The organism is Sphingomonas sp. P4_D12 (assembly GCF_056401895.1).
In genome coordinates, this window is record NZ_JBFUIL010000006.1 from 61,443 (window position 1) to 83,194 (window position 21,752).

Here is a 21,752-nt window from a genome sequence, read left to right on the forward strand (position 1 = left end):
GTTCATAAAAAGCCGCTTGGCGCGGCGCCCGATTGGGGCTTAGAAGAGTTCGTGGAAACGGTTACACGCGCAGCCCGCGGGCGCGTTGGGGAGGAATAGATGTCGGCCGTCACCATTCGCGATGTCGCTCGCCGCGCCGCGGTTTCGGTCGCCTCCGCCAGCCGCGCGCTCAACAATCATGCCAGCGTCACCCCAGCGACGCGCCAGCGCGTGATCGAGGCGGCGCGCGCGCTCGATTACGTGCCGCATCTCGGCGCGCGCAGCCTGTCGCGCGGCCGCTCCAACACGATCGGCGTCGTGCTGCCCGATCTGTTCGGCGAGTTCTTCTCCGAAATCATCCGCGGCATCGATTACGCCGCGCATCGCCGCGGACTTCAGCTGCTGCTGTCCAACATGCATGGCAGCGCCGACGAGACCGAGTTGGCGATCCGGGCGATGCGCGGGCGAGTCGACGGATTGCTCGTCATGTCGCCGCAAGTCGATGCCGAATTCCTTGGTCGCAACCTGCCCAAGGGGCTGCCCGCGATCGTCATGAACGCCGCGGCGAGCGACGGCACGCATCCGACGATCGCGATCGACAATCTGGCCGGCGCGCGCGAGGCAGTCGCGCATCTGGTGGCGCAGGGCTGCAAGCGGATCGCGCACGTCACCGGGCCGCAAGGCAATGCCGACGCCGATGCGCGCCGCGCCGGGTTCCGCGCGGCGGTGACCGAGTTGCTCGGCGCCGACGCAGCAATCGAGATCGAAGGCGATTTCAGCGAAGCCTCGGGAATCGACGCGGCATGGCAGATCCTCAGCCAACGCCCGCATATCGACGGCGTGTTCGCGGCCAACGACATGATGGCGGTCGCGTGCATGGCAACCCTGGCCGAAGGCGGCATGCGCGCGCCCGACGATGTCGCGATCATCGGTTTCGACGGCGTGCCGATCGCGCAATATGTCACGCCCGCTTTGTCGACGATGGCGCTCAACCTCGCCGAACTCGGCGAGCGCGCGCTCGAAAAGCTCGTCGCGATCACCGAGTCCGAAGATACTGTCGAGGCGACCACCGAAATGCTCAAGCCCGAACTCGTCATCCGCGCGTCCAGCCGTCGCCATGCTTGACCGTCGCCAGTTGCTGCTTGCCGGAGGCGCTACGGCGCTGCTCGGCGGCTGTTCCACCGATCTGATGAGCGGTGCGCCGTCGAGCTCCGCGTCCCCGGCGCCGGCGGCGATGTCGACCGCCGATCTGCTCACCGACATGCAACGGCGCACGTTCCGGTTCTTCTGGGAACGGTCGAACCCGGCCAACGGCCTGATGGTCGATCGCTGGCCGACGCCGAGCTTCTCGAGCATCGCCGCGACCGGATTCGCGCTGACCGCTTATCCGATCGGCGTGAAGCACGGCTGGATCACGCGAGATCAGGCGCGCGAGCGTACGCTGGCGACGTTGCGTTTCTTCTGGACCGCGCCGCAAGGCGACGCGCCGAGCGGGATGGCGGGCTACAAGGGCTTCTTCTACCACTTCCTCGATATGGATACCGGGCTGCGCTTCCGGCAGAACGAATTGTCCTCGGTCGACACCAGCTGGTTGCTCGCTGGCGTGCTGTTCGCCGGACAATATTACGACCGGGTCGACGAGGCCGAGATCCGCGACCTCTCGGCCAAGATCTACGCACGATGCGACTGGCGCTGGTTTCAGCAACAGGACACGCACAAGCGCGTCTCGATGGGCTGGCACCCCGAGAGCGGGTTCATCGCGACGCCGTGGTTCGGCTATACCGAGGGGCAGATTCTCTACGTCCTCGCGCTTGGTGCGCCCGATTTCTACCTCGACAAAGACGCCTATGACGGGTGGTGCTCGACCTATCCCAACAGCTGGCGCGGCAGCGGCGACACACGCCATCTCGGCTTCGGCCCGCACTTTGCGCACCAATATACTCAGTGTTGGCTCGACATGCGTGGCATCCGCGACGCGACGATGCGCGAGGCCGGGTTCGACTATTTCGAGAACAGCCGCCGCGCGACCTATTGGCAACGCGACTACGCGAAGCGGAACCCCGGCAGGTGGGTCGGCTATTCGCAGGACATCTGGGGTCTGACCGCGTGCGATGGACCCGGCGGCGTGCAGGGGATGGTCAACGGCACGCAACGCCAGTTCACCGGCTATTCGGCGCGCGGTCCGATCGGCCTGCCCGACGGGTTCGACGACGGCACGCTCGCGCCGACCGCCGTGGTCGGCTCGCTGCCCTTTGCGCCGGAAATCGTCGAGCCCGCCACTCAGGCGCTGTACACGCGCTACGGTAGCGCGATTTACGGCCAGTACGGCTTCCTCGACGCGTTCAACCCGAGCTTCACCTTCGCCGACCAGCCGCATGAGCACGGCACGATCACGGCGACGGCGGGTTGGGTCGACAGCGACTTTCTCGGCTTCGACCAGGGCCCGGTCGTGACGATGATCGAGAACCAGCGGAGCGGCATGATCTGGGACGCGATGCGCAGCCACCCCGCGATCAGGCGCGGGCTGCAGCGCGCGGGATTCTCCGGCGGCTGGCTGGGGTGAATCGGCTGCTGCCCCTGGTCTTCGGGTTGGTCTCGATCTTCCTGGGATCGTGCTCGGCCGCGCCATCGGCGACGGTGCTCGACGTCTGGGCGATGGGCCGCGAGGGCGAGGTGATCGGCGATCTCGTCCCCGAATTCGAACGCGAGAATCCGGGGGTGAAGGTCCGCATCCAGCAGTTGCCGTTCACCGCCGCGCACGAAAAGCTGCTGACCGCGTTCGTTGGCGACGCGATGCCCGACCTGGCGCAATTGGGGAATAGCTGGGTACCCGAGTTCGCCACGCTCGGCGCGCTCGAACCGCTCGACGCGCGGATCGCGGCGACGCCGGCGATCCCGCGCGCGGACTATTATTCGGGCATCTGGGACTCGAATGTCGTCGACGGCAAGCTCTACGGCGTGCCCTGGTATGTCGACACGCGGTTGCTGTTCTATCGCCGCGACATCCTGAAGAAGGCCGGTTTCGACCATCCACCTCGTGACTGGGCCGAATGGCGGCGCCAGATGGTGGCGATCAAGAAACTGGTCGGGCCCGACAAATACGCCGCCTATTTGCCGCTCAACGAATATGAGCCGCTCGAAATCCTCGGACTGCAGGCATCCGAGCCGATGGTTACCGACGATGCGCGCGGCAATTTTCGCAGCGCGGGGTTCCGCAAGGCGCTCGATTTCTACCTGAGCACGATGCGCGACGGGCTCGCGCCGGTCGCGGCGACCACCCAGGTCGCAAATGTCTGGGACGAATTCGATCGCGGCTGGTTCAGCTTCTACATCACCGGCCCGTGGCAGATCGGCGAGTTCAAGCGCCGCCTGCCGCTCGCACACCAAAGCGAATGGATGACTGCGCCGATGCCCGGCCCCGACGGCCCCGGCGTGTCGAATGCTGGCGGGTCCAGCCTGGTGCTGTTCAAAACCTCGACCAAGAAGGATGCGGCGTGGAAGCTGGTCGCGTTCCTGTCGCGTCCCGACATCCAGATTCGCTTCCATGCGCTGACCGGCGATATGCCGCCCAGGATCAGTGTGTGGAAAACGCCCGAACTCGCCAACGACCCTTATGCCAAGGCGTTCGGCGAACAGATGACGCGGGTGCGTGCCACGCCCAAGGTCCCGGAATGGGAGCGGATCGCGACCGAGCTCAAACTCGTCTCCGAGAAGGCCGCGCACGGTGAGCTGACCACCGACCAGACCGTCGCCGAGCTGGACAAGCGCGCCGATGAGATACTCGCCAAACGGCGGTGGATATTGGCGCGCAAGAAGCAAGTCGGCGTGCTCGCGGAGGTACGGTCATGAACCAGGAGCGCGCAGCCTGGGGATTCGTCGCCCCAGCGCTGGTTGCGCTGGGGCTGTTCTTCTTCCTGCCGGTCGCCGCCGCGCTGATCCTGAGCTTCACCGATTTCGACATCTATGCGGTGGCGGATATCGGCAATCTGCGCTTCGTCGGGTTCGATAATTACCTCCACCTGCTCGAGACGCCGTTATTCTGGAAAGCGCTGGGCAACACCGCCTGGTTCGTGGTGCTGGGCGTGCCGCTGTCGATCATGATGTCGCTCGCCGCCGCCTTGCTGCTCGACAACAAGCTGGCGCGGTTCAAGGGCTTCTTCCGCACCGTCTATTTCGCGCCGGTGGTCACCACGCTCGTCGCGGTGGCGGTGATCTGGCGCTATTTGCTCCACACTAAATACGGTCTGATCAATTGGGCGCTGGGTGGGATCGGTGTCGCGCCGATCGACTGGCTGGGCGATCCGCATTGGTCGATGCCCGCGATCGTGCTGTTCGCGGTGTGGAAGAATTTCGGCTACAACATGATCATCATCCTGGCGGGGTTGCAGACCATCCCCGAGGAGTTGCACGAAGCGGCGCGGATCGATGGCGCCAACGCCTTCCAGCGCCTCCGCCACGTCACTCTTCCCGGCCTCGCCCCGGTGCTGCTGGTGGTGTCGATCCTGACCATGGCCGGCTATTTCCAGCTCTTCGCCGAGCCTTATGTCATGACCCAGGGCGGCCCGGTCGAGAGCACCGTTTCGATCCTCTATTTCATGTACGAGCAGGGATTCCGTTGGTGGAACCTGGGCTTCGCCAGCGCGATCGCCTTCGTGCTGTTCCTGATCATGTTCGCGCTGACCCTGGTGCAGCTGCGCGTCAGCGAGCGGTGGACGCAATGAAGCGCGGCGGTGTCCTGCCCAATCTGGCACTGTGGGCCATCGCGCTGTTCGCGATGGCGCCATTGCTGTGGATGGTATCGGTCAGCCTGATGACCCCGGGCGAGGCCTCGTCCTTCCCGCCGCCCCTGCTCCCGGCGCATCCGACCCTTGCCAATTTCGTCGAACTCTTCGCCAGCACCGACATGGCGCGATACCTCGTCAACAGCCTGACGCTGGCCACGCTCGCCACGCTGATGTCGCTGACCTTCAACGTGATGGCAGGATACGCTTTCGCCAAATTGCGGTTCCGCGGGCGCGAGCGGCTGTTCCGCTTCCTGCTGACCGCGCTCGTCATCCCGGCGCAGGTCGCGATGATTCCGCTGTTCCTGATCTGCAAGTCGCTCGGCATCGTCAACAGCTTCGCCGGCGTGCTGGTACCGTCGATCGCGACGGTGTTCGGCATCTTCCTGGTCCGCCAATATGCATTGTCGATCCCAGACGAGATGCTCGAGGCCGCGCGCATCGACGGCGCAAGCGAGGGCAGGATCTTCCGCTCGATCGTGCTGCCGACCTTGAAGCCGATCCTGGCCACCCTGGCGACGTTCAGCTTCCTCGGCTCATGGTCCGATTTCCTCTGGCCGCTGATCATCCTCAACGACAGCCAGAAGCAGACCTTGCCGGTAGCGCTCGCCAACCTCAGCCGCGAGCATGTCCAGGATGTCGAGCTGATGATGGCCGGCACCGTAGTGACGCTCATCCCCGTCCTCCTGCTCTTCCTGTTGTTGCAGCGTTACTACATTGCCGGGCTGATGGCGGGGAGCGTCAAGGGATGAGGAGACTGATCTTGGCCCTGGCCGCCGCGGCGACGATCGCCGCGACCAAACACCCTTCCGCCCCTCCCCCGCTTCCCGAAGGCGTGCAGACCGCGCAGCCGGCGCCGGCTGAAGGCGGCTATCCCTATTTGATCTTCAAGCCGCGCGGTTACGATGCCGACAAGACGCAGCAATGGCCGCTGGTGATCTTCCTTCACGGATCGGGCGAGCGCGGCAGCGATATCGAGGCGGTCAAACGCAACGGCCCGCCCAAGATCATCGCGCAGCATCCCGGATCGCCTTTCATCCTCGTCTCGCCGCAGCTCGAAGCCGCCAGCGACGAAGACAAACGGTGGGACACGGCCAAGCTCGACCAATTGCTCGCCGCCGTCCGCAAGCAGTATCGCGTCGACCCCAGCCGCATCTACCTGACCGGGCTCAGCCTGGGCGGCTATGCCACCTGGGCCTGGGCGCTCAGGCACCCGGAATTATTCGCCGCGATCGTGCCGGTCGCCGGCCTTTCCGAGGACAAGGACCTCGACCCCTGCGTGCTCAAGGACATGCCGATCTGGGCGTTCCACGGCGACCAGGATGACGTTGTCGATCCCCAGCAAGGCTTCGCGATCGTCAAGAAGGTCGATGCCTGCAAGGGCAGTGTCCGCCCGAAGATGACGATCTATCCGCAGATGACCCACGGATCGTGGGAGCCTGCTTATGACGATCCGACGATGTGGCGCTGGCTGCTCGAGCAGCGCCGCACCGTTCCCGCCCCAGGCGGTCCCCAGAAAACCAACAAAAAGAAGGCCCGAGACACATGAGTAATCCGTTCCCCGACGATTTCCTGTGGGGATGCGCGACCGCGGCATACCAGATCGAGGGCTCACCGCTCGCCGATGGCGCCGGCGCGTCGATCTGGCAGCGATTCAGCCACGATCCGCGGCTGATGGCGGCCAAGGGCGATACCGGCGACGTCGCCTGCGATCATTATAACCGCATGGCCGACGACGTCGCGCTGATGAAGCGGCTGGGGCTCAAGGCCTATCGCTTCTCGGTCGCCTGGGGCCGCGTGCTGCCCGACGGCATCGGCCAGGTGAACGAGGCCGGGCTGGGCTTTTACGAGCGACTGGTCGACACGTTGCTCGCCAACGGCATCGAGCCGTTGTGCACGCTTTATCATTGGGACCTGCCGGCCGCCCTCGACGACAGAGGCGGCTGGCTGAATCGTGATAGTGCGGACTGGTTCGCCGATTATGGCCGCGTGCTGTTCGACCGGCTCGATGGCCGCGTGACGAAGTGGGTGACGCTCAACGAACCTTGGGTGGTGACCGATGGCGGCTACCTTCACGGCGCGCTCGCGCCGGGACACAAGAATGTGTTCGAAGCGCCGATCGCCAGCCGCAATTTGATGCGCGCGCATGGCGCCGCGGTGAAAGCCTATCGCGAGATCGGCAAGCATGAGATCGGGTTGGTGGTGAATCTCGAGCCCAAATATCCGGCGTCGGATTCGCCCGAGGACCAGGCCGCGACCGCGCGCGCCACGGCCTACATGAACCGCCAATATCTCGACCCCGCCATCCATGGCACGAACCCGCCCGAACTCGCCGACGTGTTCGGCGAGGCCTGGATCGACTGGTCGGCGGAGGATCTGGCGCTGGCCAAACAGCCGATCGATTTCGTCGGGGTCAATTACTACACCCGCAACGTCACCAAGGCCGACGACAGTTTCCCGGTGCGGGCAGGCATGGTGGTGCAACCGCAAGCGACTTACACCACCACCGGCTGGGAAGTGTTCGGCCAAGGCCTGACCGACGTGCTGTTGTGGGTGAAGGACAATTACGGCGATCCGGCGATCTACATCACCGAGAATGGCGCCGCTTTCTACGACCCCCCCGCCGCATCGCAAGGCCGGGTCGAGGACCCGTTGCGCGCCGCCTATCTGCGCGAACATGTCGCCGCGGTCGGCAAGGCGATCGAGCAGGGCGCGCGGATCAAGGGCTATATGTTGTGGTCGTTGTTCGACAATCTCGAATGGTCGCTCGGCTATTCGAAACGGTTCGGCATCGTCCATGTCAATTTCGAAACGCAGGAACGGACGTTCAAGGATTCGGCCAAGCTGTACGGCGAGGTGATCGCAACGAACGGGGCGTGTTTGAGCTGATCAAATCCGCCCTCCCCGCCCGTCGCGAATTCGGAGCCGCCCTTATCCGCCGATCGGCGCGCACTTCGCCAACAGCCACGCCCGTTCGTCGGCACCGAGCTCCGGCCCCAGCACGTCGAGCACGCGGCCATGATAGGCGTCGAGCCACGCACGCTCGGCCTGGGTCAGCATCGCCGGCTCGATCAGCCGGCGCTCGATCGGCGCGAAGGTCAGCGTCTCGAAGCCCATCATCGGCTGTTCGGCGCCGGGAATGTCGCGCCGCTCGACCAGCACGAGATTCTCGATGCGGATACCGTATTCGCCCGCTTTGTAATAACCCGGCTCGTTCGAGATGATCATGCCGAGACGAAGCGGCTCGGCCGGACCGCCGCCGGGATAATTGGGCTTGGCGATGCGCTGCGGCCCTTCGTGCACCGCAAGGTACGAGCCGACGCCATGGCCGGTGCCGTGCGCGAAATCGAGACCGGCCTCCCACAAGGGCCGGCGCGCGAAACTGTCGAGCTGACCGCCATTGGTGCCTTCCGGGAACACCGCGGTGGCGAGCGCGATATGTCCCTGAAGGACGCGGGTGAAGCGATCGCGCATCTCGGCGGTCGGCTCGCCCACCGGGACGACGCGCGTCACGTCGGTAGTGCCATCGGCATATTGGCCGCCCGAATCGACCAGATAGAGCTGGCCCTGTTCGATCTTCAGATTGGAGTCTTCGTCGACGCGATAATGCGGGCTGGCGCCATGCGGCCCGGTCGCCGAGATCGTGTCGAAGCTCAGATCCTTGAGCAGCCCGGTCGCCTCGCGCAACTCCTGCAGCTTGGCCGCTGCGGTCAACTCGGTCTCGGCACCCTTGGGCAGCGTCTCCTCGCACCATTTGAGGAAGCGGGTCAGCGCCGCCCCGTCGCGCACACTCGCGGCACGATGCCCTGCCGCCTCGGCCGGGTTCTTGATCGCCTTGGCCAGCACCACGGGATCGCGCAATGCGAGCACCGTCGCGCCACCGCGCTGCAGACCGTCGAAGATCGCCGCCACAGCGCGTTCGGGATCTGCAGCGACGCGCTTGCCGCCATAAGCCGCGAGCGCCGGCGCGAAATCGTTCCGATCATGCACGCGCACCGCATTGCCGAGATGCGCGGCGACCTCCTCGCTCATCTTCTCGGGCGCGACGTAAAGGTCGACCGTGCCGTCGGCATTGGCGATGGCATAAGCGAGCGCGACCGGCGTGCGCTCGACATCGGCGCCGCGCACGTTGAGCGTCCAGGCAATCGAATCGAGCGCCGAGAGCACCACGGCATCGGCCTGCTGCTCGCTCAGCCAATCGACGATATCGGCGCGCTTCTCCGCCGAGGATTTGCCGGCAAGCGCATCGGGCTGGACCACCAGCCGCGCATCCGACGGCGCCGGCCGGTCGGGCCACACCGCGTCGACCGGATTGGTGTAGACCGCGACCAGGGTCGCGCCTTTGGCCGCCAGCGCCTTTTCGGCCTCCTTGACCCAGGCCGAGGTGTGCAGCCAGGGATCGTAGCCGATCCGCGCGCCCTGTCCGGCATGGCGACCGAGCCAATCGGATACGCTGGTCTCCGGCACGCCGACAAACTGCCAATGATCGCCGTCGACCTGCTCGCGCACCTGGAGCGTGTAGCGCCCGTCGGTGAAGATCGCCGCTTCCGCCGGCAGCACCACCGCGGTCCCGGCCGATCCCTGGAACCCGGTCAGCCAGGCCAGCCGCTGCGCATAGGCGCCGACATATTCGGACATGTGCTCGTCGGTCAGCGGCACGACGAAACCGTCGAGGCGCTCGCGCTTCAATTGCTCGCGGAGAGCGGAAAGTCGGTCGGCATAAGTGGACATCGAGCACTTCCATTGACGTCGCGGGAGGCGACTGGGTGGTTAACGCGCGAAGAGCGCAGTGGCCCACATTTGCGCGCAAGACGCAGAGGTCAAGCGACGATACGCGAGCCGGATGGACAGCAACGCGGCAATTGTCGGCACGCACCACGCGAGAGTAAGAGGGTGCAATACCGGAAATCCGGTGCCGACGTGAATTGGGGGTGACGCTTGAACGGTCAAATGGACCCTGAGATGGCACGCTGGTTTCCGATCTTCTTTCCCTTCCTGTTCGTGGGGATGTGGCTCGCGATCACTTCCCTGCTCGGGGTGATGTCGGGGTGGTTCGCGCTCCAGCAACATTACCCGCGTGGTGAAGACGACCCATTGTTCAAGCGCAGGATCGGCTCGGCCAGCATGGGACTTGGCGTGCATTTCCGCCGCGTCATTACGGTCGCCGCCTGCCGTTCGGGTCTGCGGATCAGCGCATCGCGCCTGATGGCGCCCTTCCAGCGGCCGTTCCTGGTCCCTTGGTCCGAGGTCGAAGCGGAAGAAACGCGACCCTTCTTCGTTCCTATGGTCCGGCTCCGGTTCGGCCGGCCTGAGATCGGCAAACTGACGATCGGCGCGCGCGACTGGGAGCAATTGTCCGCTTACGCCGCACCTCAGACGGCCCGCATCGGCAATTTGAGCGTAGAACCCGCCACCAACCGGGCTGTCGGCGCCGGACTGCTGATACAATGGGCGATCGTCGTCGCCGTTGCCGGCACGTTTTTCCTGATCGCGTCGAGCAGCCAAGGGGCGCCGCTGCCGATCTGGCTGTGTTACGGATTTCCAGCGATCATGGCCGGAGGGGGTCAGTTGTTGCGCTGGCTGGCGCAGCTACGCTGAGCGGGGTGACGAGACCTTTGCGCCGCCCTAGGTAGGGCGAATGACCGACCAACCCAAGCCGCCCGTCGCAGCGATCCGTCCGCATTCCTTCACCACCCATGGCATCACGATCGAGGACCCCTGGGCGTGGCTCAAGGACCCCAGCTATCCGGACGTGAAAGACAAGGATGTGCTCGCCTATCTCGAGGCGGAGAACGCCTATTTCGAGGCCATGATGGCGCCGCACAAGCCGCTGACCGACCGGCTCTACGAAGAGATGAAGGGGCGGATAAAAGAGGACGATGCCTCGGTCCCGCAGAAGGACGGCGACTGGCTCTATTGGACCGCGTACGAGACCGGCGGCCAGTATCGCAAATGGTGGCGCAAGCCCGTCGCGGGCGGTCCCGACGAGTTGCTGCTCGACGAACCCGCGCTGGCCGAGGGCAAGGAATATTTCCGCCTCGGCGCCTTTTCGGTGTCGAACGACGGCAAGCTGCTCGCTTATGCGATCGACGACAATGGCTCGGAGCGCTTCACCATCCGGGTCAAGAACCTGGCGACCGGCGAACACCTCCCCGACACCATCCCGGGCATGCTGTCGGAGATCGTCTGGACCGCCGACGACAGCGCGTTTCTCTATGGCCTCGCCAACGAGCAATGGCGCACCGACAATGCCCGACTGCACAAGCTCGGCACCGATCCCACGGCCGACGCGGAACTCTATCACGAGCATGACGAAGGTTTCCGCGTCGGGGTCAGCGAGACGAGCGACCGCCAGTGGATCGTCATCGCCACAGGCGACCATGTCACCAGCGAAGTCTATCTGCTCCCGGCAACCGATCCGATGGCCAAGCCGATCTGTGTCGCGCCGCGCAAGACCGGGCGCGAATATGATGTCGAGACGCATGGGCAGACCCTCTACATCCACACCAACGACATCGATCCGATGTGGCGCCTGTGCACCGCGCCGATCGCCGATCCGGAGAAGTGGAGCGAGTTGATCGCGCCATCGACACATTTCTACATGACGGGTGTCGAATGCTATCGCGACTATTTCGTCGTCGAGGGGCGAGAGGACGGTCTCGATCAAATCTGGATCCATCGTTACGATCCTGCGATCGCGCCCCAGCGGATCGCCTTCCCGGAGGCGAGCTACACCGCGGGCCTCGGCGACAATCCGGAATATGACATGCCGGTGATCCGGCTCGGCTACGAATCGATGGTCACGCCAGGGACGGTCTATGACTACGACGTCGCAACGGGTGAGATGACCACGCTGAAGGTCCAGGAAATCCCCTCGGGCTATGACGCGGGCAAATACGACACCGAGCGGCTCAAGATAAAAGCGCGCGACGGCACCGAGGTGCCGGTGTCGATCGTCTATCCCAAGGACTTTCCGCGCGACGGATCGCGCCCGCTCTTCCTCTACGCTTATGGCGCCTATGGCTATGCCATCCCGCCCGGCTTCTCGACAGGGCGTCTGTCGCTGCTTGATCGCGGCTTCGCTTATGCCATCGCGCATATTCGCGGCGGCGACGATCTCGGCCAGCAATGGTATCACGACGGCAAGCTTGAAAAGCGCAGCAACACGTTCAACGACTTCGTCGATGTGGCGAACGCGCTGGTGGCGGATGGCTGGACCAGCGCCGGCAAGATCGCCATCGCCGGGCGTTCGGCGGGCGGCGAATTGATGGGCGCAGTGGTCAACTCGGACCCCGATCTGTGGGGCGCGGTGATCGCCGACGTGCCGTTCGTCGACGTGCTCAACACGATGCTCGACGACAGCTTGCCGCTCACTCCCGGCGAATGGCCCGAATGGGGCAACCCGATCGAGGACAAAGCGGCGTTCGAGCTGATCCGCTCCTATTCGCCCTACGACAATGTCACTGCCCAGGCCTATCCGCCGATGTTCATCAGCGGAGGACTCAACGACCCGCGCGTGACCTATTGGGAGCCGGCCAAATGGGCGGCGAAGCTACGTGCGACCAAGACCGACGACAATCTATTGCTGCTCAAGACCAATATGGGCGCAGGCCATGGCGGCAAGTCGGGGCGGTTCGACAGCCTGTACGAAGGCGCCGAGGAGCATTGCTTCGTGTTGTGGCAAATGGGGGTCGAGGAGTGAAGGCCTCACACCGTCATGCCGGACTTGTTCCGGCATCCAACGCGCAACAACGGCGGGATTCCGTTGCGGAGATTTGGACCCCGGAACAAGTCCGGGGTGACGACTATTGAGATGGCGGGGCTAAGTTACCCCATCACCGCGACCGAGGCGGACATCGACGAACTCGGCCATGTCAACAATGCGGTCTGGGTGAAGTGGATCCAGGATATTGCGGTGGCGCATTGGAACACGATCGCCACGCCTGAACAGCGCGACGCCATGATCTGGGTCGTGACGCGGCACGAGATCGATTATCGCGGCAACGTGTCGGTCGGAGAGACGGTGACAGCCGAGACCTGGGTGTCGGAGCCGCCGCAAGGCGCGCGGTTCGACCGCCATGTCCGGTTCACCGGCGCGGATGGGAAAGTGAAGGTCGAGGCGGTCACAACCTGGGCGCTGATCGACCGGGCGACGGGCCGCCTGATGCGGGTCAGGCCCGAGCTCGCGGCACCGTTTCTCGACTGACGCCGCCGTTCCGTGTAACGCAACGGCAACGCTCGCGGCGCGAGCTTGGGAGCCCGCGCCGCGCCGCATCATTCAATAGCGGTAGTCGTCATAGCCCCAGTAGCGCCGGTGATGACGATGCTCGCGGCGCCATTCGCGCTCGCGCTCCCAGCGCCGCCGCGCTTCCCAACGCTCGCGGCGTTCGCGCCAATGGTCGCGCCGGCCATCGCGATAATAGCCATCATTATAGCCATAGCCGCGATAATCCTGGCTATACGAAGAACCCCAGCGCTGCGCGGACGCAGAAGCCGGCATAAAAGCGAGAAGGCTGCCCGCCACGGCAGTCGAAAGGAACATCATGGTACGCGTCATTACAACCTCCTATCGGTGATGACCGAGCGAGGTTTATCGACCGCAATATTGGCCGGCGCTGAACCGGCCGTACAGGCTGGGTTTAGGGTTGGATTGCGCGCTCGCCGATCGCCTCAGAGATCCCAGATCATTGACGGCCACCTCATCCCAGCTACGACTCTCCCATGGGAAAAGCTGATCGTCTCGAACGCCTGGACATTCGGCGAGGTGAGCTGGAAGCGGAATATTTGGAGACGTTGATCGCGGCTCTTCAAGTCACCGCCGCCGGTGCCTGGGGCTTGTTCGATCACAATCAAGATCGTTGGACACGTGTTAAAATAGCGCCGGTCGTCGAGAATCTGTGCGAGCTTGCTCAGGCAATCGATGGCCTCCGCGAGCAGCTCTCATTGGAAGCATTCGAGCTGCATCAGGAGTTCCTGGCATCCCGCGGCCCTGTAGCATCAAGCGCCGTGGGTGAGCCCAAACAGGCTCAAGCCTGGCTCGTAAAACTCAGCGAACGCTCGCTAACGAATAGCGGCTAACGACGCACTGGCCAACCTTCAACCTACGGCATAAGGTACCGGACGGAGACGGCGATGACTCAAGCCGAGCGCATGAATTCCGCGTCAAACGTTTGGGAAGCCGACCCATGGGATGCTTCCGATGAAGTAGCCAATTCCCAATTGAAGGGATTTCAAGCGAGAGCAGCCAAGACAATCGGCTGGACGCTGTTGCCTGCCGCAGGCCCGTCGTTGTTCGGGATCGAAAAACAGAAGCGTGTGGGCGCCGACGTGGGATATTTCGCTACGCATGAAGGCGAGGATATGTTGCTAATGCAATTAGCCTGGCATGGCTTTCCCGATCCGCCTGAGTGGAGATTGGCAACGCGGTCGAGCGGCAGCGCCGGCCCCTGGGAATCATGGGGCTACTTCGCGGACATGCCGGCTACGTGGCAGCTACCGTTCGGTGGCTGCTAATCGCTCGAATCGGCGAGTTTAGCCCCGCGCCTAAGCTTTCGCCGCCAATGACTCCTTCCGGACATCTACGGCGCGGCAACCGGCAGCCAAACCTCACCCTTCCCGCTTCACCTCCGCAATCGCTGTCCGGTTCTGCCGCGCCCAGGTCTCGCGGCCGGTCAGGAACGCCTTCCACCCCAGGATCGCGCCCCAGTGGCGGAATAGCTGGAAACTGAACGGCTCGAGCACTGCCGCCGCCAGTGCCGGCCCGAAACGCAGCCCCTTGGTCTGCCCGGTCCAGCGCGAATAGAGGTGGAGCGAGGTCAGATGGAAAGTCAGGTCGACCAGGATCTTGACCGCCATGATGATCAGGATCGGCAGCACGATGTGGAAGCGGCCGCTGAACAGCACCACCAGGAGAATGACGAACGCGGTCAGGCCGAACACCGGCTGCACCGTATCGGCCGCCTTGACCGGCAGCATCGCGGTGCCGAGCTTTCCGAAATGCCCATTGGCGACCATGTCGCGGTTCCAATGCTGAGTCTGCAGGAACCCGCCGAACCAGCGGCGGCGCTGGCGCAGGAACGCGGGAAGCGTCGCCGGCGCGTCGGTCGAGGCGAGCGCATCGCCGACCACCCGGACTTGCCAATCGCGGCCCGTATCGTGCGCGACGCGGTGCAGGCGGTGGATCAGCTCGTAATCCTCGACCAGGCAATCGGGATCGAACCCGCCGACCTCGACCACTGCCCTGGTCCGGAACGCGGCGAACGCGCCCGACACCAGCAGCAGGCCGTTCAGCCGCTCCCAGGCGTAGCGCGACAGGAAGTTGCGGACATATTCATAGGTCTGGAACCACTCGAACAGACGGCCCGACAGGTTCGGCCCGCACATCGGCCGGATCACACCGGTCGCCGCGACCAGTTCGGGCTCGGCGGCGAAGGCGTTGCGCATCGCGGCGATCGCGCCGGGCTCGAGCAAGGTATCGGCATCGACCGTGACGACGATCTCCTCGTCGACATGGAGGATCGCGGCATTGAGCGCGCGCGCCTTGCCGCCATGCGGCAGCCGCAGCCAGCGCAGCGACGGCAGGCCGGGCGCCGGCGGGCTGATCGTGCCCCGCGCTGGCTGCTCTAGGCCATAGCGCGCGAGCGTCTCCGGCGTCGCGTCGTCCGATCCGTCATCGGCGATCAGGATCAGGTCGGGTGCGTCCTTCTGCGCGGCCAGGCGATCAATCGTCACGTCGAGCACCGCGGCTTCGTTGCGCGCGGCGACGATGATGGCGAGGCTGGACCGGGCGTCGGACGGGGGTGCGGGTCGCGCACCGTGGCGCAGCGGCCAGATCTGCACTGCGGTGAAGATCAACAGCGCGGTGTCATAGAGGATATAGCCGACGCCGACCGACCAGACCAGGAAGCCCTGGCGCAGGAACGCCTGAACCACCAAGGCGGCGAAAGCCACATATACGAGTGCCGTCACCCCGCGGCTCGGCCACCCCACGCGGCGGGGATTGAGGCGCGGGGAAAGCTTGGCGAAGGACTGGGCGAGCGCGTCCGCCGGGGTACGCTGAATCATGGAGAACACGACTTCATTTGGGGGCGCCATATCCCTAGCGTTCGTTACGGCGCCGGACTAGCCGGAATGGTAATTGCTTACGGGAGTACGTCGTGGAGAACGAACGGTTCACGAAAACCGCAATCTGGTTGCACTGGTTAATCGCGATCGGCGTGGTGACCAACGTCACCCTTGCCTGGGTCTGGCCGCTCGGCGATCATAACGACGCGATCGGCGAATATGTCCGGCCGATGATCGACATCCACAAATCGACCGGCGTCACCATTCTGGCGCTCGCCATCCTGCGGCTGTTGTGGCGGATCGGGCACAAGCCGCCTCCCTTTCCCGCCCGCTACAAGCCATGGGAGCGGATCTCGGCGCATATCGTCCATTGGGGGCTCTATGTCGTCATCCTGGCGATGCCGATCACCGGGTGGGTGATGGATTCGGCATGGAAGGACGCGGCGACGCATCCGATGCTGTTCTTCGGCACGTTCGAATGGCCGCGGCTGGGCTTCATCATGAGCATGGCGCCTGACACCAAAGAATGGATCCATTCCACTTTCGGCGAAGCGCACGAGTTGATCGCCTATCTGGTCTACCTATTGTTCGTCCTGCATCTCGCCGGCGCGATCAAGCACCAGATGGAAGGGCATAAGGAGCTGCAGCGCATGGGGATTGGACGCTAAATGGCATTGAGCGCAAGGGCCGGGAAGCCGGCGGTCGGTGGCGCGCCTAGATCCTTGGTCCAAGCCACGAAGGACCAAGCCATGACCTTTGCTTTCACCAGCTACGCCTCCCCGGTCGGCATGCTCAAGCTCGTCGCGAGCGACCGCGGGCTAGCCGCGATCCTGTGGGAGAATGACGATCCCGATCGCGTCCGGCTGGGCGCGATGACCGAACAGCCCGACCACCCGGTGCTGGTCGAGACAATGCGCCAGTTGAGCGACTATTTCGCTGGCACGCGCACCCATTTCGACCTGCCGCTCGATTTCCACGGCACCGATTTCCAGAAGAGCGTGTGGGCGGCATTGCTGACCATCCCGTTCGGCGAGACGCGGTCCTATGCCGAGATCGCCCGCCAGCTCGGCCGCCCGACCGCGTTCCGCGCGGTGGGTGCGGCGAACGGGAAGAATCCGATCTCGATCGTGGCGCCCTGCCATCGCGTGATCGGCACCAACGGCGCGCTGACCGGCTTTGCGGGGGGCTTGGAGGGTAAAGCCTTCCTGCTTGAACTGGAGGGCGCGGCCTGACCTTCCACCCGTCATCCCAGCGCAAGCTGGGATCTCAAGCAGAAGCGCGATATGCTTGAGACTCCAGCTTGCGCTGGGGTGACGGTTAAGGGGGATGGGGGACACATGCCGTTTCGTCATGCCGGATGGGCGTTGCTGCTGCTGGTGCCGATGATCGCGGTCGCGTTCTGGCCGCAATATCTCCATGACCTGCCGCACGCCGCATTCGCGCTTCATGCCCACGGCCTCACCGCCGCCTTGTGGATCGCCCTGGTCTTCTTTCAGCATTGGTCGATCCATCAGCGACGCAATGCCCTTCATCGCACGGCCGGCCTGGCGGTGTTCGCCGTCGTGCCGCTGTTCATGGCGGGCGCGCTGCTGGCAATGCAGAGCATGGCGGCGAAAGCACTCGCCGGGCATCCCTTCTACGCCCCGTTCGGCGCGATGCTGGGGCTCGACGACGCGATCGCCAGTATCGCGCTCCTGTTCTTCGTCCGCGCCGCGTTGCTCGATCGCCGCCAGGTCTGGCTGCATGCCGGCTACATGTTATCGACTTTGTTGCTGGTCTTGCCGCCGATCGTGACCCGGCTGTTGCCGCCAATGGCCGTTCCCGGGCTGAGCCCGTTCGATGCCGCTTACCTGACCGCCGAATTGGGCGCCGGCGTGGTCGCCGTCCTGCTCGCTCTGGCCTATCCCCGCAGCCGGAGGCCGTTCCTGACGGTCGCCGCGATCACCGTTGCGCAGGCCGCTCTGGTCGAAAGCTTCGGGCGTAGCGCGGCCTGGACCGAGGCCTTTGCCGCGCTGACCCGGGTTCCGGTAGCGGCGCTGGCCGCGATCGGCATCCTGGCCGGGGCAGCGTCGTTATGGTCCGCTTGGCCGAAGCCGCGCGCAGCAATGCGCGCCGCTTGATCGCTTAATCAGCGCTCGGAAGATCGGCCGGCATATCGCCGGCATCCGCCAGCCCCACGCCGCGATGGACACGGACATTGCCCGTCGAGGCCATCGCGCTGCTCACACGGATGCGCTTGCCCATCGGCAGCGGCGCGACCGGAACCGGGGCCGACAGCGCCGCGGTCTCGGGCGCAGGAGCGGTCGCGCCGCCGCGATGGACGACCACCCCCGAATCGACTTCCTGCGCATTAAAGCCGGCATAGGTTGCCGCGAGGGCAGTGCCGCTGTCGCCGCCTGGCCATGGCGTTGTGCGGCCAGTGACGCTGGGCTCCAGGCCCGAATAATTCTGGCTGTTGGCGAGCGCGCCTTCCAGCCCGCCGCGCCAGCGGTAGAAGATATGGGCGCCGACCGTCGCGATGCGATCCATGCTCGATGCCCACCAGGGCAGCACGTAATTGGCGTGATAAAAGGTTGCCGAGCCGACCGGCGCATAGACCTGGCCGGACAGCGCCGAAACCGCGATGTCGCGGGCATGCGCCCAGGAAGCGGGATCACGGCGGAACGCCATCGATCCGTCGCAGGTGAAGCTGAACTGGCATCCGGTGCGCCGGGTCGATCCCTGATAGACCACGCCGCACACGCTGTCGGGAAAGGCGCGATCGCGCACGCGATTGAGCACGACCTGCGCGACGGCGCGCTGGCCGTCGTCATTCTGCGACCGTGCTTCGTAATAGACCGCCGCGGTCATGCATTCGATCGCGCGCGCGGCATCGTCGGGGCTGCGCGTCGTCGACAGTGCCAGCAGCGGCTGGGCGGCGCTGATCGCGGCATTGGAAACCGTCGCATCGACCAAAGCCGGAAGCTTGGCGGCGATATCGGCCGGCAAGTCGAGCGCGAGGCGATTGATCATCGTCACGGTGGCAATCGGACGCTGGGTGCTTTGCAGCGGTACACCGCCCTGGGGCAGGCACGACGCGACCATCGCCAGCAGGCCGAAGCCTGCCGGAATACGCGTTCGAAGGAGGAACCAGCGCCGTGACACGCCCGCCGCAGTAACGGCAGGATGTTAGAAGCTGGTTAACCAGAGACGCGTCTTCAGCCTGAATTTCGCAATGCCGTGGCAATCGCATTGATCGACAGCAGGATGCCTTCGCCGATCCGTGGATCGTCCTCCCCCGCGCGGTGGCGCTTCATCAGCTCGATCTGGAGCAGGTTGAGCGGCTCGATATAAGGCAGGCGCAAGCGGATCGAGGCATCGAGGCCAGGATTCCGTTCGAGCAGCCGCGATTGCCCGGTCGCGTCGAGCAGGCCATCGCGGGTCCATTTCCAGCCGTCGCGGATGCGCGGGAAGATCGCCTCGGCCAGCGCGCGGTCCTTGACCAGCGAGCAATAGCGTTCGGCGATGGCCATGTCGGATTTGACGATCACTTGCTCCATATTGTCGAGCGTCGCCGCGAAAAACGGCCAGGCCTGCGCCATTTCGCGCAACAATGATTTGTCCTCGAACGCTGCCAGCGCATGGCCGACACCATACCAACCCGGCAGCATCACGCGCGCCTGCGCCCAGCTGAACACCCAGGGAATCGCGCGCAGATCCTCGATCGCGTCCGATTTCTTGCGGCTCGCCGGGCGGCTGCCGATCTTGAGATTGGCGATCTCGGCGATCGGGGTCATCTCGCGAAAGAAGGTCCGGAACCCATCGGTCCCATAGACCAGGTCGCGATAGGCCTTGAACGCTGTCGCCGACAGCTCGTCCATCGCCGTGCCGAACCGCTTGCGGTCGGCATCCGATAGCGCGGGCGGGGCGAGGCTGGCGAGCAGGGTCGCAGCGGCCATCGCCTCGAGATTGGTGGTGGCGCTTTCGCGGGTGCCGTATTTGGCGGCGATCACTTCGCCTTGTTCGGTGATGCGGATGCGCCCCTGGACCGATCCCGGCGGCTGCGCCTGGATCGCCGCGAAGGACGACCCGCCGCCGCGGCCGACCGCGCCGCCGCGGCCATGGAACAATTGCATGCCGACATGCGCCTGTTCGAACACCGGCTCGAGCGCTTCCGACGCTCGGCTCAATTGCCAGGTCGAGGTCAGATAGCCGCCATCCTTGTTCGAGTCCGAATAGCCGATCATCACTTCTTGGACGCCACGCTCGACCGCGAGCCCGGCGATTTCGGGCAGCGCGAACCACTCGGCCATGATCGCCGGTGCCGCTTCCAGATCGCCGACCGTCTCGAACAGCGGCACCGCCATGATCGCCGCGGTCGGCGGATCGCCGGGCACATAGAGCCCCACTTCCTTGAGCATCAGATGGACTTCGAGCAGGTCGCTGACCGACATCGCCATCGAGACGATATATTGGCGGATGCAGGCCGGCCCGTATTTGCCATGCGCCTCCGCCGCCGCGCGCAGGATCGCGAGTTCGGACGCGGTGTCGGCGCTATAGGTCGCATAGGGACTGACTAATGGGCGGACATTGGCGAGTTCGCGGCGCAGCAGCGCCACGCGCGCGGCTTCGTCGAGCGCGATATAATCGGCCTCGACCCCTGCAACCTTGAGCAATTCGGCGACCGTGCGTTCGTGGACCGCGCTGTTCTGGCGCAGGTCGAGCGTCGCCAGATGGAAGCCGAACGTATCGACCGCGCGGATCAGCCGGCCAAGCGCGCCGCCCGAGGCGAGCGGCCCCGCGCCTTCGTCCGCCAAAGCGTGAGCGATGATGACCAAGTCGCGGCGCAGCGCCTGCGGATCTGCATAAGCCTCGCCCTTGAGCGCGGCCGGACGCGGTGCGGACTTGCCGGTCAGCGCGCGATGCGTCGCCGCGAGCCGGGCATAGACCCCCGACAACGCGCGGCGATACGGCTCGTCGTCGCGGCTCGGCGCATCGTCGCCGCTCGCCGCCGCCAGCTGGAGCAACTCATCGCTGACTCGCGCATGATCGGTCGAGATCGACAATTCGGCGCCGAGCGCATGGACCGCGTCGAGATAATAGCCAAGGACCGCCTCGCACGAACGGGCCAGTGCCGCGGTCAGCGATTCCGCGACGACATTGGGATTTCCGTCGCGATCGCCGCCGATCCAGCTGCCCGGCTTGAGGAAGCTCGGCGTACGTTCCCCGAGCGCGCGGTCCCAGCGCTGGTACAGCCCTGGCAGCACCGGCAGGAACACGTCGCGCAGATAGGAGAGCGCGGTCTCCACCTCGTCCGCGACGTACAGCCGCTCGCGCCGCAGCACGCGCGTCTGCCACAGCAAGGCGATTTGCCGCGTGATCGCCTGCTCGACATCGTCGCCTTCCTGGGTCGTCGCCACCTTGCGATCGCGCAGCGCCATCAATTGGGCGATGCGGTTGCGATGGTCGATCATCGACTTGCGCCGCACTTCGGTCGGATGCGCGGTCAGGACGGGCGCGACCAAAGCGTGGTCGAGCAGATGCATGACCTTGTCCTTGCCGATCCCCTCATCCGCCAGCCGTTGCAGCGCCGCCGCGACATCCGCGCCCGGCTCGGCGGCGACGCCCTGCCGGTCCTCGGCTAGGTTGGCGAGCATCGAGAACAGCATGAAGCCGCGAACGAAATCGAGTGTCTCGTCGAGCGACAGGCGGTCGAGGCCGAGATCGACATCGCCGCCGACGCCGCGATGGCGATCGACCGAGGCCGAACGGATATATTCGGTGCGCTTGAACAGCGCCTCGCCGCCATAAGCGCGGATCACGTCGCCGAGCAATTTGCCCAGGAATCGCACGTCGGGATTGTTGGTGATGGTGGGGAGGTCGGCCATGTCGCCCTGCTGCACTGCAGCGCGATTTGGGTCAATCATTTCGTTATCGGACCCGCTCATG

At 65.0% G+C, this 21,752-nt stretch carries 20 protein-coding genes; 15 read left to right on the forward strand and 5 right to left on the reverse strand.

What is annotated here, in order from left to right; genetic code table 11:
• The first annotated feature begins 99 nt into the window (after nucleotides 1-99).
• The 7 genes from AC1DSD_RS12855 to AC1DSD_RS12885 are packed head-to-tail and all read left to right on the forward strand — an operon-like array spanning nucleotide 100 to nucleotide 7,649.
• The gene (locus tag AC1DSD_RS12855; protein WP_478030563.1) at nucleotides 100-1,104 is read left to right on the forward strand and encodes a LacI family DNA-binding transcriptional regulator; all 1,005 of its coding nucleotides are present in this window, start codon (nucleotides 100-102) and stop codon (nucleotides 1,102-1,104) included.
• Nucleotides 1,097-2,542 (forward strand): glucoamylase family protein, encoded by a 1,446-nt coding sequence (locus tag AC1DSD_RS12860; protein WP_478030564.1) that lies wholly within the window; start codon nucleotides 1,097-1,099, stop codon nucleotides 2,540-2,542. Before AC1DSD_RS12855 ends, AC1DSD_RS12860 begins: the two co-directional genes overlap by 8 nt.
• Nucleotides 2,539-3,828 carry a sugar ABC transporter substrate-binding protein gene (locus AC1DSD_RS12865; RefSeq protein WP_478030566.1) on the forward strand — a complete coding sequence of 430 codons (1,290 nt, stop codon included), beginning with the start codon at nucleotides 2,539-2,541 and terminating at the stop codon, nucleotides 3,826-3,828. Before AC1DSD_RS12860 ends, AC1DSD_RS12865 begins: the two co-directional genes overlap by 4 nt.
• Nucleotides 3,825-4,700, forward strand: a complete 876-nt coding sequence (locus AC1DSD_RS12870; RefSeq protein WP_478030567.1) for a carbohydrate ABC transporter permease — start codon at nucleotides 3,825-3,827, stop codon at nucleotides 4,698-4,700. Before AC1DSD_RS12865 ends, AC1DSD_RS12870 begins: the two co-directional genes overlap by 4 nt.
• Nucleotides 4,697-5,512: a carbohydrate ABC transporter permease gene (locus AC1DSD_RS12875; RefSeq protein WP_478030568.1), complete on the forward strand. Its 816-nt coding sequence runs from the start codon at nucleotides 4,697-4,699 to the stop codon at nucleotides 5,510-5,512. The genes AC1DSD_RS12870 and AC1DSD_RS12875 overlap by 4 nt, the downstream gene beginning before the upstream one ends.
• A complete protein-coding gene (locus AC1DSD_RS12880) occupies nucleotides 5,509-6,309 on the forward strand; it encodes a carboxylesterase family protein (RefSeq protein WP_478030570.1) in 801 nt (266 codons plus the stop codon). The genes AC1DSD_RS12875 and AC1DSD_RS12880 overlap by 4 nt, the downstream gene beginning before the upstream one ends.
• Entirely contained in the window at nucleotides 6,306-7,649 is a 1,344-nt protein-coding gene (locus AC1DSD_RS12885) for a GH1 family beta-glucosidase (protein WP_478030572.1), read from the forward strand. Before AC1DSD_RS12880 ends, AC1DSD_RS12885 begins: the two co-directional genes overlap by 4 nt.
• A 42-nt stretch (nucleotides 7,650-7,691) precedes the next feature.
• Here AC1DSD_RS12885 and AC1DSD_RS12890 read toward each other — a convergent pair whose 3' ends face one another.
• On the reverse strand, nucleotides 7,692-9,491 hold the full coding sequence (locus AC1DSD_RS12890; RefSeq protein ID WP_478030574.1) for an aminopeptidase P family protein: 1,800 nt from the start codon (nucleotides 9,489-9,491) through the stop codon (nucleotides 7,692-7,694).
• 231 nt (nucleotides 9,492-9,722) lie between these two features.
• Here AC1DSD_RS12890 and AC1DSD_RS12895 point away from each other — a divergent pair, with 231 nt between their 5' ends.
• From AC1DSD_RS12895 to AC1DSD_RS12905, 3 genes are all read left to right on the forward strand, one after another.
• Nucleotides 9,723-10,358 carry a hypothetical protein gene (locus tag AC1DSD_RS12895; protein ID WP_478030576.1) on the forward strand — a complete coding sequence of 212 codons (636 nt, stop codon included), beginning with the start codon at nucleotides 9,723-9,725 and terminating at the stop codon, nucleotides 10,356-10,358.
• 40 nt (nucleotides 10,359-10,398) lie between these two features.
• Nucleotides 10,399-12,462 (forward strand): S9 family peptidase, encoded by a 2,064-nt coding sequence (locus AC1DSD_RS12900; RefSeq protein WP_478030578.1) that lies wholly within the window; start codon nucleotides 10,399-10,401, stop codon nucleotides 12,460-12,462.
• Between the two features lie 111 nt (nucleotides 12,463-12,573).
• Nucleotides 12,574-12,966, forward strand: coding sequence for an acyl-CoA thioesterase (locus tag AC1DSD_RS12905; protein ID WP_478031358.1), 393 nt, complete (start codon nucleotides 12,574-12,576; stop codon nucleotides 12,964-12,966).
• A 72-nt stretch (nucleotides 12,967-13,038) separates the two neighbouring features.
• Here AC1DSD_RS12905 and AC1DSD_RS12910 read toward each other — a convergent pair whose 3' ends face one another.
• Nucleotides 13,039-13,317 (reverse strand): hypothetical protein, encoded by a 279-nt coding sequence (locus AC1DSD_RS12910; RefSeq protein WP_478030579.1) that lies wholly within the window; start codon nucleotides 13,315-13,317, stop codon nucleotides 13,039-13,041.
• A 164-nt stretch (nucleotides 13,318-13,481) separates the two neighbouring features.
• Between AC1DSD_RS12910 and AC1DSD_RS12915 the strand changes: the two genes are divergently transcribed.
• Together AC1DSD_RS12915 and AC1DSD_RS12920 are read left to right on the forward strand one after the other, a co-directional pair.
• Nucleotides 13,482-13,838: a hypothetical protein gene (locus AC1DSD_RS12915; protein ID WP_478030581.1), complete on the forward strand. Its 357-nt coding sequence runs from the start codon at nucleotides 13,482-13,484 to the stop codon at nucleotides 13,836-13,838.
• A gap of 54 nt (nucleotides 13,839-13,892) precedes the next feature.
• The gene (locus AC1DSD_RS12920) at nucleotides 13,893-14,273 is read left to right on the forward strand and encodes a hypothetical protein (RefSeq protein WP_478030583.1); all 381 of its coding nucleotides are present in this window, start codon (nucleotides 13,893-13,895) and stop codon (nucleotides 14,271-14,273) included.
• 93 nt (nucleotides 14,274-14,366) lie between these two features.
• Here the strand turns inward: AC1DSD_RS12920 and AC1DSD_RS12925 are convergent, their stop codons facing one another.
• Complete coding sequence (locus tag AC1DSD_RS12925) at nucleotides 14,367-15,824, reverse strand: glycosyltransferase family 2 protein (RefSeq protein WP_478030585.1); 1,458 nt, start codon at nucleotides 15,822-15,824, stop codon at nucleotides 14,367-14,369.
• Between the two features lie 92 nt (nucleotides 15,825-15,916).
• Between AC1DSD_RS12925 and AC1DSD_RS12930 the strand changes: the two genes are divergently transcribed.
• The 3 genes from AC1DSD_RS12930 to AC1DSD_RS12940 all read left to right on the forward strand — a co-directional run bounded on the left by AC1DSD_RS12930 (nucleotide 15,917) and on the right by AC1DSD_RS12940 (nucleotide 17,944).
• Nucleotides 15,917-16,492: a cytochrome b gene (locus AC1DSD_RS12930; protein WP_478030587.1), complete on the forward strand. Its 576-nt coding sequence runs from the start codon at nucleotides 15,917-15,919 to the stop codon at nucleotides 16,490-16,492.
• An 81-nt stretch (nucleotides 16,493-16,573) separates the two neighbouring features.
• Nucleotides 16,574-17,056 carry a methylated-DNA--[protein]-cysteine S-methyltransferase gene (locus AC1DSD_RS12935; RefSeq protein ID WP_478030589.1) on the forward strand — a complete coding sequence of 161 codons (483 nt, stop codon included), beginning with the start codon at nucleotides 16,574-16,576 and terminating at the stop codon, nucleotides 17,054-17,056.
• 105 nt (nucleotides 17,057-17,161) lie between these two features.
• The gene (locus tag AC1DSD_RS12940; protein WP_478030591.1) at nucleotides 17,162-17,944 is read left to right on the forward strand and encodes a hypothetical protein; all 783 of its coding nucleotides are present in this window, start codon (nucleotides 17,162-17,164) and stop codon (nucleotides 17,942-17,944) included.
• Nucleotides 17,945-17,948: 4 nt separating this feature from the next.
• Here AC1DSD_RS12940 and AC1DSD_RS12945 read toward each other — a convergent pair whose 3' ends face one another.
• Both AC1DSD_RS12945 and ppc read right to left on the reverse strand, forming a co-directional pair.
• The gene (locus tag AC1DSD_RS12945; protein ID WP_478030592.1) at nucleotides 17,949-18,968 is read right to left on the reverse strand and encodes a cell wall hydrolase; all 1,020 of its coding nucleotides are present in this window, start codon (nucleotides 18,966-18,968) and stop codon (nucleotides 17,949-17,951) included.
• Between the two features lie 53 nt (nucleotides 18,969-19,021).
• On the reverse strand, nucleotides 19,022-21,691 hold the full coding sequence (gene ppc, locus AC1DSD_RS12950; RefSeq protein ID WP_478030594.1) for a phosphoenolpyruvate carboxylase: 2,670 nt from the start codon (nucleotides 21,689-21,691) through the stop codon (nucleotides 19,022-19,024).
• Between the last annotated feature and the right edge of the window lie 61 nt (nucleotides 21,692-21,752).